This is a genomic window from Humidesulfovibrio sp., from assembly GCF_035560995.1.
Classification (GTDB): Bacteria; Desulfobacterota; Desulfovibrionia; order Desulfovibrionales; family Desulfovibrionaceae; genus Humidesulfovibrio.
In genome coordinates, this window is record NZ_DATMYK010000034.1 from 1 (window position 1) to 10,198 (window position 10,198).

General features: G+C 66.5%; 7 protein-coding genes. 3 read left to right on the forward strand and 4 right to left on the reverse strand.

The features are described 5' to 3' along the window. Positions 1–333 precede the first annotated feature (333 nt). From VN419_RS01090 to VN419_RS01100, 3 genes are all read left to right on the forward strand, one after another. Positions 334–1,410, forward strand: coding sequence for an SGNH/GDSL hydrolase family protein (locus tag VN419_RS01090; protein WP_325643533.1), 1,077 nt, complete (start codon positions 334–336; stop codon positions 1,408–1,410). A gap of 101 nt (positions 1,411–1,511) precedes the next feature. Next, positions 1,512–3,185: a glycosyltransferase gene (locus tag VN419_RS01095; protein WP_325643535.1), complete on the forward strand. Its 1,674-nt coding sequence runs from the start codon at positions 1,512–1,514 to the stop codon at positions 3,183–3,185. Between the two features lie 242 nt (positions 3,186–3,427). Beyond that, positions 3,428–3,805 (forward strand): hypothetical protein, encoded by a 378-nt coding sequence (locus VN419_RS01100; RefSeq protein ID WP_325643537.1) that lies wholly within the window; start codon positions 3,428–3,430, stop codon positions 3,803–3,805. A gap of 36 nt (positions 3,806–3,841) precedes the next feature. Here the strand turns inward: VN419_RS01100 and VN419_RS01105 are convergent, their stop codons facing one another. The 4 genes from VN419_RS01105 to mprF form a co-directional block, all read right to left on the reverse strand. After that, on the reverse strand, positions 3,842–4,792 hold the full coding sequence (locus tag VN419_RS01105; RefSeq protein ID WP_325643539.1) for a hypothetical protein: 951 nt from the start codon (positions 4,790–4,792) through the stop codon (positions 3,842–3,844). A gap of 144 nt (positions 4,793–4,936) precedes the next feature. Further along, complete coding sequence (locus VN419_RS01110; RefSeq protein WP_325643541.1) at positions 4,937–6,121, reverse strand: acyltransferase family protein; 1,185 nt, start codon at positions 6,119–6,121, stop codon at positions 4,937–4,939. A 25-nt stretch (positions 6,122–6,146) separates the two neighbouring features. After that, entirely contained in the window at positions 6,147–7,601 is a 1,455-nt protein-coding gene (locus tag VN419_RS01115) for an AcvB/VirJ family lysyl-phosphatidylglycerol hydrolase (protein WP_325643543.1), read from the reverse strand. Beyond that, positions 7,598–10,165 carry a bifunctional lysylphosphatidylglycerol flippase/synthetase MprF gene (gene mprF, locus VN419_RS01120; RefSeq protein WP_325643545.1) on the reverse strand — a complete coding sequence of 856 codons (2,568 nt, stop codon included), beginning with the start codon at positions 10,163–10,165 and terminating at the stop codon, positions 7,598–7,600. Before mprF ends, VN419_RS01115 begins: the two co-directional genes overlap by 4 nt. Between the last annotated feature and the right edge of the window lie 33 nt (positions 10,166–10,198).

The window sequence follows — 10,198 nt, forward strand, 5'->3', positions numbered from 1 at the left end:
CGGGAGGCTGGCTGCCGCCCTTGGACACTTGCGGGGATCATAAAGCCAAAGATTCAAAATCCGCCGTTGGCAAGGTCTTGGCAGTTTTACTTCTCCCGCCACGCACGAATCCAACATGTTTCAAGACGGCTTGGGGAGCCAAGCGTTTCAAGATTACCCCCGGATGTGATGTCCGGGGTTGTCTTTTGTGGCGCAACTCCAAGCGCGCGGGGCAGGCTGCGCCAGGACCGGTGGCGGCAACCGGTTCCGTCCGGTCTTTTGGCCCTTCGCCCTGGCGCTACGCAGAGGCTTCGTGTATCTGAGCCAAAAGAACTGCGATTTGGAGAGCTGAGCATGCCTGAACCGCAAATCCCGGAGACCACACAGCCTCGCCGCCCCGGCGTTCTGATCCGTTCGCTGACCGCAGCCTGGCAGGCGCTGCGCCTGCTTGTCCTGGCCGTGATCATGCTTGAGGTCTGCTGCTGCGTAGTCGTTACCACCATGAACTACGTCATTTACGGCAAATCGCGCGAAGGCAGCCGCATCGTGTATGACAGCCTCACCCTCTACACCTCTGCGGAGGGGCTGCGGGAAACCACGCCCGCGCCGGCCGCGAGGCCGGGAACGGAGCGCGTCATCTGGTTTCTTGGCGGCTCCACCATGCGCGGAGACAGCACCGACGCGGCCCACACGCTGCCAAGCATCATCTGCCGCGAGCTGAGCAAGGACATGCCATGCGTGTGCCTCAACCTCGGAGTGAACTCCTTCAACACCTTGCAAGAGGTGCAGCAACTGCAAAAAGCCCAGCTGGAGCGGGAGCGTTGGCCTGATCTCATCGTGTTCCTCGATGGGGCCAATGACACCAGCTACGCCATTGTGGGCCGCAGCGCCAACGCCCACGAAGGTTACGCGCGCATAAAGGGCTACGTGGAAAGCTACTGGAGCACTCCGTTTGGCGTGCTCAAGCCGCTGATTGCCGCGGCGTACGCGTCCTTCACCTGGGAGCTGTATTCCCGGCTGACTTACGCCCTGGAGGAAATCGGGGCGGATTCGCCATTGCCGGGACAGGTGGGACAAGCCATGCGCGCCCGCTACGACTATGTGGACCGCACCGCCCGGGGCATGAACGCGCGGTTTCTGGCGTTCCTGCAGCCCTTGGCCTGGCAGGAGGCGCAGGCCGGAGGCATTCCCGAGGCCGGGCTTGCTCGGCGCCTTGAATTGTTGCCAGTCATGCGCGCCAATTTCAGCCGGATGTACGGGGGCATGGAGGCGGCGCTCCAAGACCGGCCGTATTTTGTGAACCTGCGCGGAGTGTTTGTGGGCCGCGACTTCATCGCCTACGAGCCTGACGGAATCCACAATACGGACCAGGGGCGGGAAGTGCTTGCCCAGGCGATGCTTCCGGCCATCCGCAGCGCGCTTGCGCGCTGATCGCCCCTGCAAACCTGCACCGCTGGTTGCCACAGACCCGCGCCGGGCGATTTTGCATTGCGCGGCCCAAAGCGCTGCGCTAGGAAAAACCATGCCCCCCGATGCATGAAAACACCCCGGAGACCGCGCGCCCCATGGTGAAAGACGCCTACATCCCCACGGACCGTTTCGAGGAGTTGGACCTTGTTGATCTCGACGGTGTGTTCGGGATTCTGGAGGTGCATGCGGCCAATCTGCTGCCCGACCTGGAGGCCTGCCTGGCCTACCTGTCGCGCATTCTGCGCGATGGCGCGGCCGCCAGCCACCCGAAAACACGCGAATGGGTCGTGCCGCTTGTGCGCAAGGCCATGGCCCTGGGGCCGTTCCACCGGCAGTGCCTGGACATGGCGCACCGGCTCTTCGGCGACGCGCAGGCGGGTGCGCGGATGGAGCGTCTGAAGAGCTTCCCCCTGGACGATTCGCTGTACGATTTCACCTCGGTGATGAACGACCCCGGCAAGATGGAGCGCAAGCGCGCCAAACTGCAGGCCGTGCTCAAGCGGACGCCGGGCCATGTGCTGGCCGCCTCGCAGATGCTGCAATTGGACCACTACAGCGGCGTCGAGCGGGGGACGTGGCTGGACGCCTTCGTGGTGCCGCCCTTCTTCCAGCGCGAGTGGGACTACCGCCTGTTCCAACATCTTGCGGACCTGGGCGATGTGGACGGGGCCATGGCCCTGTGGCCCTCCGTGGCCGAATTGCCGCGCGACGAGATCCAGCTGAACCTCGTGGCCGAACTGCACGCCAAACGGGGCCATACGGACCAGGCCCTGGGCGCCTACCGCCAATCCCTGGCCCTGGACCCGCGCCAGACCGCGTTGCGCTATCGCATGGCCGAACTGGAGAATCCCACGCGAGCCGACCGCTCGCTGCCCGCGCAGAAAGACGTGTGCATCTGCCTGTATTCCTGGAACAAGGCCGATGACCTGGAAAAGACCCTGGCCAGCCTGGCCGGGACGGACATCGGCAAGGCCAAGCTGCGCATTTTGCTGAACGGCTGCACAGACCGCAGCCTCCAGGTGGCCGAGGCCGCCCGCGCCCTGTTCCCGCACAACGACTACGGCGTCATCTCCCTGCCGGTGAACGTGGGCGCGCCTGCGGCGCGCAACTGGCTGGCCGCCCTGCCGGAGGTGCGCGCCAGCGAGTTTCTGGCCTATCTGGACGACGACGTGGAACTGCCTGCGGATTGGCTGGCGCATTTCCTCACCGTCATGCGCGACCAGCCGTCCACCACCGTGGTGGGGGCCAAGGTGGTTTTCGGCACGGAGCCGCGGATGTTCCAGTATCTTTTCCGCGCGTTCTCCCTGGCCTGCAACGCGGGCATAAAGCTCACCGAGCCCTGCCGCATCGCCCAGTACGACACAGGCCTGTACGACTTCGTGCGCCCGACGGACAACGTCATGGGCTGCTGCCATCTGCTGCGCCTGGCCCACCTGGACAAGGGCCCGCAGTTCGACCTGCGCTATTCGCCCTCCCAGGTGGACGACGTGGCCCACGACCTGGCCCTGCGCGTGCACGGCGGCGAGGTGCGCTACTGCGGCCTGGTGCGCTGCATCCACCACCAGAACACCGGCGGCGGCTTCAAGCGCCGCATGACCGACGCGCAGGTGGGGCAGGTGCTGGGCAACGACGTCAAGTTCTACTACTGCTTCCGCGGGCATCTGGCCCGCATCCGCGAGCTGATGGCCCAGGCCGCCCTGGACGCGCCGGGCTGCGGCCCCGGTCCCAGCGCCTGAGCCCGGCCCGGTCCTGCTCCCGGTGGGCAGGGCGCATTCGTTCAACCTTTTTCCCTGCCACATAATCTCCCGCGGGGAGTTCCGGCGCTGACCGGGATCTGTGTTGCGTCGCGTATCCTATCGGTTTTGCAGGGCATACTCTGAGTACGCCTTGACTGCGCACGGCCTGGGAGATAAGGAAGCAAACACCCCCAGGAAGGTAGCTGATTGACTTGGGAGGATACGCCCCCTGGAGAGAATGCATGGACCAGAAGCTCGACATCGCGGTGGCCGAAGGCGAGGGATATTTCCGCATCACCCTCAACGGTCCCTATTTCAGCGCGGAGGTTGCGGAACGGCACCGGCGCCTCGACAGGATTGCGGAAGCGTCCGGCCATACGCGTTTTCTGATCGATGTGCGGGGCGTCGCCCCCCGGGCCAGCATCCCCGATGTCTTCGAATACGTGGTGCACAACTACCCGCCCCGCCCGGACAAGAAGCGCACCGCCGCCCTGGACCTGGCCGAGAACATGGTCAGCGCGCGCTTTTTCGAGCACCTGATGCAGAACAAGGGCCGCTGTTACCGGCTGTTTTTGGACGAGGCCGAGGCCATTGCCTGGCTGCTGTCCGACGAGCCCTGATCCCCCGTCTTTTCCGCTTTCCCGCCGGTGCCGCGTCTAGCAGGCGCAGCTCAGTCGCCCGAAGGGATTGACGAACTGCACCAGGTAGGGCTGCGTCCGCAAGGTCCAGATGGACAGGTCCAGCTCATGCCAGGGAACGTTGTCGCGCGTTCTGATGCGCGCCAGGCCTTCCTCGAATTCCAGGCGCATGGGCACGGGCTCGCGTTCGCCGTCGCCGCAGAGGCTCTCGCGGCTTTCCGGCGCGTACACGCGCTCGTCCTCGTGCGGACCGCTGGCCAGCACGCTGGTCAGGCTGGTGCTCACGCGGGTGATGCCGCCGTCGCGGCCGAAGCACAGGGAGTTCACGTCGCCGCAGATGCCCACGGCGTCCAGGTCATAGGCCTGGATGAAGCCAGCCGGAGTGGGCACGGCCTGGGGCTTGGCGGGTTCAAGGGAGCGCAGGGTGCCGTCCACGCGGAAGCTCACCCCCACGCGGGCGCTGAGGGGACCGATGGGCGTGGGCACGCTCACGGTCTCGCCCGGCCACAGGGTCAGGCTCAAAAGCTGCCCGCCTGGGGCGAAGCAAATGCCGATGAACCTGCCCCCCAAAGGGCCCACAGGCGTGGCCAGCTCCAGGGGCGCGGCCAGCCTGCCCTCATCCTCCTGGGTCCAGTAGCCGGAGAGCTTGCCGTTCAGCGGAAAGGCCCGGCACAGCGAGCCGTCCGGGTGAAAGGTCACGAGCTCCACATCCATGGTCCCGGCCGGGGTCGTTATGCGCGTGGGCCGCTCCAGGGGCAGGGCGCGCAGCGCGCCGGTGTGGTGGAAGGAGATGGCCTGCACCGTGCGGCGGCGCAGGTCGTCGGTGGTGTGCTGGGCGCAGAGGGGGCCAAGGGGCGTTTCGAACACGGCCTCGCAGGCGGGCGTGCAGGACTTGACCGCGCCGTCTTCGAAGCGTTCCACGATGCCGACGACGGGAACGCGCCCGTACGGCGTACTCACGGTTTCCATGGGGCTCCTCCGGTTTTGGGGGGAGCCAAGCAAGAACAGCGCCAGGGCGTACGGCGAATAATGCCGGGCGCTTGCGCGGCGTCGAGCGCGTGAACCTACACTTCTGACCGACAAAAACGAAGGCGATCTACGGGATTGTACGCGCTACAGGGCCTTGCCCAGTATGGGCAGCCGCCGCAGCACATAGTGCGCCAGCGGGAAGCTGATGAGGATGCCCAGCACCGAGATGACCACGAACAGCTCAAAGGGGCCCAGTCCGCTGTCGCTCAGCCAGTACTGCAGAAGCGTCACCACGGGCACGTGGAAGATGTACACGGCGAAGGAGCTGTCGGACAGGGCCTTGGTGAAGGGCGTCTGGCCGGGGAAGCGCTCCCGCGTGAGGGTAAGCAAGCCCGCGCAGAAGCCCACGCACAGGAAGCTTTCCCAGGTGGCGCGCAGGATGGCGATGGGATCGGCCCCGCCGTTCCAGAAGGGGAAGTTGAAGCCCACGCCGCGGGCGAAGCACAGCCCCACGCAGACAATGCCGATGCCGAGCCACACGAAGCCCGCCTTGGCCGGGAAGCGCGTGAACCAGTTGCGGCGCGCGGCCATGAGGCCCAGCACGAACATGGTCACGTACTGCGGCAGGTGCGCGAATTCGATCTCCCAGAAGCCCAGCAGCACCTTCCAGTCGTCCACGCTCTTCCAGATGCGGATGAGGTAGGTGCTGACCGTGAGCCAGAGCACGAGCTTCACAAGCGCCCAATGGGCCGTGGCCGGGGCGATGGGCTCCTGGGGCAGGGCCTTGGGCTTCTGGTCGCGCGCGCCGGCAAAGGTGCGGTACAGGGCGTACACGCAGCCGTAAATGAACAGGTTCTCGATGAACCAGAGGTGCACGAATTCCTGGTTCGGGCCCTTGGGGCCGGTCCACCCGGCCGGCGGGGCCAGGATGCCCAGGTACGCGCCCAGGTAGTAGTCCAGGTACGAGGTCAGCTCCATGTGCTTCCAGATGATGTCGTGGAAGTACATGAAGATGGGCGTGATGCCGAGGACCATCACCGCGATGGGCACGCCGAAGCGCCACAGGCGGTCGAGCACGAACTTGAGCGGGCCCTTGCGGTCCAGGCTGCCGGGGTGGAAATAGCCGGCGATGAGGAAGAACAGGCCCATGAAGAAGGCCTCATTGACGCTGAAGAACAGGCCGATCCACTGGCTCTTGAGCTGCGACTGGTAGAGCCACCAGCCGTCGTGCCCGTAGGGCTGGCCCGCGTGGTGCGCCACCACCAGCATGGACAGGAAGATGCGGACGTTGTCTATGTAGGCCAGACGCGGTTTTGCTGGGGCGCTCACGGCTTTGCTCCTGGGCTCGGGCCGTCTACTGCTGCGGGGCGATGCCGCCCTCGCGCAGGATGGTCAGGGCGATGTGGTCGTATTCCTTGTTGAAATGGTGGCCGCCGGGTACGATCAGGTTCTTCACGTTGGGAGCCTGATAGCCCTGGCACAGGGTGCCCTCTTCCTCGTCGCCGCATACAAGCAGCACGTTGGTCTTGGACAGCTTGGCCATCTCCGGGATCATGGGCGCGCCCTCGGGCACGTTCTCCGTGGTCAGCCAGTTGGACAGGTGGAACTCGAAGTCCGCGTGGGTGCCGGGGCCCAGCATGGCCACCACGGCCAGCCTGGCCTTGGTCGCCTCGCTCATGCGGCCGGTCATGAAGGGCAGCACGTCGGCCCCGATGGAGTAGCCCACCACGATGAACTTTTCCGCGCCCCACTTGGCCGCGTAGTGCGTAAGGGTCAGCTCCAGGTCGTGGGCCATCTCCTCCGGCGTGCGCGCGTTCCAGAAATACTTCAGCGAATTGAAGCCAACCACGGACACGCCGTGCCGGGCCAGGATGTCGCCGATCTGCTGGTCGATGCCGGCCCAGCCACCGTCGCCGGTGACGATGACGGCCAGGGTCTTGCCGGGGTGCGCGGCCGGGACTTCCACCAGGGGCAGGTCGTCCACGTCCTTGGCGTGGATCTTGGCCGCGCCCTTGCCCGCCGGGGCGATCTGGTCCAGGGCCTCGCGGAAGGCCGCGCGCCAGAGCTTGGGGTCGCCCAGGTCCTGGCCCGCGCCGTCCAGGGGCATGACGCGAGAGCCGGGGATCTGGCTGGCGAAGGCCTCGGCCTCGGAAAGGGAATAGCGCTGGTCGTTCTTGCCCTGGATGACGACAAGGGTGCCTTGGGGCTTGCCCACGGGACGCATGACGATGCCGGCGCTGGTCCCGTTCGCGGGCGTTGTGGCGTTGTCGAACTGGTAGCCGTTGGCCGCGCAGAAGGGCTTGCCCACGGCCACCCGGGGCGAGAAGCCCAGGGCGATGGCCCCGGCGAAGATTTCCTTGGGCGCCTGGGCGAAGGTGGCGTAGGCCACGGCCGCGCCCTCGCCGAAGCCCGCCAGCACGGGCTGGTGGTAGCCCTTGTAGCCGAGGGTCTTCTGCACGATCTTGGACAGGCCCTCGAACTCCCAGGCCTGGTAGAAGCAGCCCTCGGCCTTGGCGCGCAGGGGGTCCAGCAGGCGTTTGGTGTCTATGCCGACCACGGTGGCGTCCATGTCGGCCATGAGCCGCGCGGCCTTGTCCATGCGCGCATCCCACGCGCCCTCGGACAAGAGCAGCACGGCGCGGCCGGGCTCGCCGCCGTTCTTTTCGGCGTTGCGGTAGATGAGCACCTCGCCGAACACGCCGAAGCTGAGCTTCTCCGGGGCTTTTTCCGGCTTGGCGCAGGCCGGGGTGGCCAGAAGCAACATGGCCAGGGCGCACACCGCCAGAAGCGGCGAAACAAGACGTCTCATTTTGCGATGACTCCCCGCATGCCGCCCGAAACCAGGGTGGCGATGTTGGCCAGAACGCGCGGCGGAACCGTGCCGCCGGGACTGGCCAGGTATTTCGACTCCCACACGGGATCAAATTTGTCCTTGAAGCGGCGTAAACCCTGGAAGTTGTACAGCTGCCCGCCATGGGTGTAAAGCAGCGAGCCGAGCCGTGCCCAGGTGGGGGCCAGGGCGTGGTTCTCCAGGCCGGAGAAGGGCGCCATGCCCAGGTTGAACCACAGGTAGCCCTGCTCGCGGCCCCAGAGCATGAGCATGATGTACAGGTATTCCATGACGCTCGGCGGGGCGTCGGGCAGGTAGCGCATCAGGTCCACGGAAAGTTCTTCGCGGTGGGCGCCTTCCCAGATGTTGGCGAAGGCCACCATGCGTCCGTCCTTGCGCACCACGGCCTGGGGGCATTGCAGCATGTACTCGTCGGAGAAGAAGCCCAGGGAGAACTTCTTCTCCCGCGCGTTCTTGCTTGCCAGCCACGCGTCGGAAACGGCCTTCATCTCCTGCAGGATGGCGGGCACGCCCTCGATGGGCACGATCTCGAACACCGCGCCTTCCTTCTCCACCATGTTGCGCGTGTAGCGCAGGCCCTTGCGCGCCTGGCCCGCCAGGGAGAACTCCGGCAGGGGCACGCGGGCTTCCTCGCCGATCTTGATGAGCGACAGGCCAAGGTCCAGGTACAGGGGCAGGTTCACCCGGTCCACCTGATAGAACACGGTCCACCCGGCGTAGAGGTCCACCATCTCGCGGAAACGCCAGGCCAGCTCGGCCCGGGCCGCGGGCGGGCCCACGGGGTCGCCCATGCACACCCAGCTGCGTCCGGCCACGCCGTACATCAGGAATCCGTCGCCCTTGGCGGTGAGCAGGATGTTCTTGTCGCCCAGCAGGGCCAGGTAGGCCGGGGTCTGCGGCGAGTCGGCCACGATGCTGCGCACGGCCTGCATGTCGGTTTCGCTGGGCGGAACGTAGCGCGGCCGGGCCGAACGCATGAGCCGGAGCGCGGCGATGCACAGCAGGAGCACCAGCATGCCCACCACGGCGCGCATGAAGCGGCTGGCCTCGTCCTCGAAGGTGAACACCCACCACAGCTCGCGGTTCATGGCGTCGTCGCCGTAGGCCATGTAGCCCAGGGCCACGGTGCAGGCCAGGGCGGCCACCGTGGCCGCCACCCAGCCGCGGGTGAAGCCCTCGGACAGGAGCGAGGCCTTGCGGTAGAAGAACTTGTGGCAGGGCAGAAGCGCCAGCAGCAGCACGGTGAGGAGGAAGGCCTCCTCGTAGTCCAGCCCCTTCAAAAGGCTGGACATTATGCCCGCGAAAAGCACGATGCAGGTGACGTAATAGGCGGCGTCGAGCCTTTTCTGCAGGCCGCGCGCCAGGATGATGAGCCCCAGGCCCGCCAGGCTGCCCACGAAGTGCGAGAACTCCAGCACGCCCAGGGGCAGGAAGTCCTCCAGCCAGTCCAGGCGCGAGGACACCGAGGGCGTGGCCCCGGAGAACAGCAGCACCACGCCCGCCAGATAGGTGAGGAAGGCCAGGATGCGCGGCATGACCACCGGGAACCACTGCATGAGGAAGGCGATGACGTTGCGGATGGGGTCGCGGGCGGCCATGGTCTCCCGCGCGGCCAAGAGGGCCGAGGCCAGCGCCAGGGGAATGAAGTAGTAGACCACGCGGTAGGCCACCAGCGCGGCGAAAAGCGCCGGGGCGGGAATGCGCGGGGTGAGCAGGAACAGCAGGCAGGATTCGAACACGCCGAGCCCGCCCGGCACCTGGCTGATGAGCCCGGCGATCTGCCCCAGGAGGAACGCGCCCAGGACCAGCGGGAAGTTCACGTTGGCCCAGGGCGGCAGCAGGGCGTACAGAACCGCCGCGGCCAGCGCCCAGTCGAGGGAGGCCACGGCCACCTGCAAGAGCGCGCTGCGGAACTTGGGCAAAAGCAGGGTCAGCTTGCCGATGCGCCAGGGGGTTTCCTTGCGCAGGGCCGCGTACAGGTAGGCCAGGGGCGCGGCCAGCAAAATGAGCCCCAGGGGCCGCGTGGTGTGGAAGGGCAGGGTGATCCACGTGGGCAGGGGCAGGGGCTTCACCGTGAAGATGATGCCGCCGATGGAGAAGAGCCCCAGCCAGAGCGTGAGGGTGGTGAAGACCACGATCTTGGCGATTTCCCCGGGGGTGAGCCCCCAGGAGGAGTACAGGCGGTAGCGCACGGAGCTGCCCGCCAGGGTGGACAGCCCGATGGTGTTGCTGAAGGCGTTGCCCGCGAAGGAGGCCAGCACCGCGCGGTACGGGGCCAGCGGGTGGCCGATGTAGTTGAGGGCCAGGATGTCGTAGCCCGCAAGCACGATGAAGTTCACCGCGGTTAAGCCGAAGGCCAGCAGGATGTCGCGGTCCTTCTCCTTCAGGAGCATGTCCGTGATGTCCTGGAGGTTGTACTCGGCCAGCTGGGCCTGAAGCGCCCAGGCCGCCGCGGCCAGCAGGCCCAGGGCCAGCGCCGGGCCGAGATAGGGCTTGAGCCGCCGCATCAGCTCGCCGGACATGGGGCCTCCGGGCGTTGCGGGTTCAGGCGCGGG

Bases quoted from the DNA above. Each gene is read 5' to 3' on its own strand.
- VN419_RS01090 (WP_325643533.1), top strand. From the start codon at position 334: ATGCCTGAACCGCAAATCCCGGAGACCACACAGCCTCGCCGCCCCGGC.
- VN419_RS01095 (WP_325643535.1), top strand. From the start codon at position 1,512: ATGCATGAAAACACCCCGGAGACCGCGCGCCCCATGGTGAAAGACGCC.
- VN419_RS01100 (WP_325643537.1), top strand. From the start codon at position 3,428: ATGGACCAGAAGCTCGACATCGCGGTGGCCGAAGGCGAGGGATATTTC.
- VN419_RS01105 (WP_325643539.1), bottom strand. From the start codon at position 4,792: ATGGAAACCGTGAGTACGCCGTACGGGCGCGTTCCCGTCGTCGGCATC.
- VN419_RS01115 (WP_325643543.1), bottom strand. From the start codon at position 7,601: ATGAGACGTCTTGTTTCGCCGCTTCTGGCGGTGTGCGCCCTGGCCATG.
- mprF (WP_325643545.1), bottom strand. From the start codon at position 10,165: ATGTCCGGCGAGCTGATGCGGCGGCTCAAGCCCTATCTCGGCCCGGCG.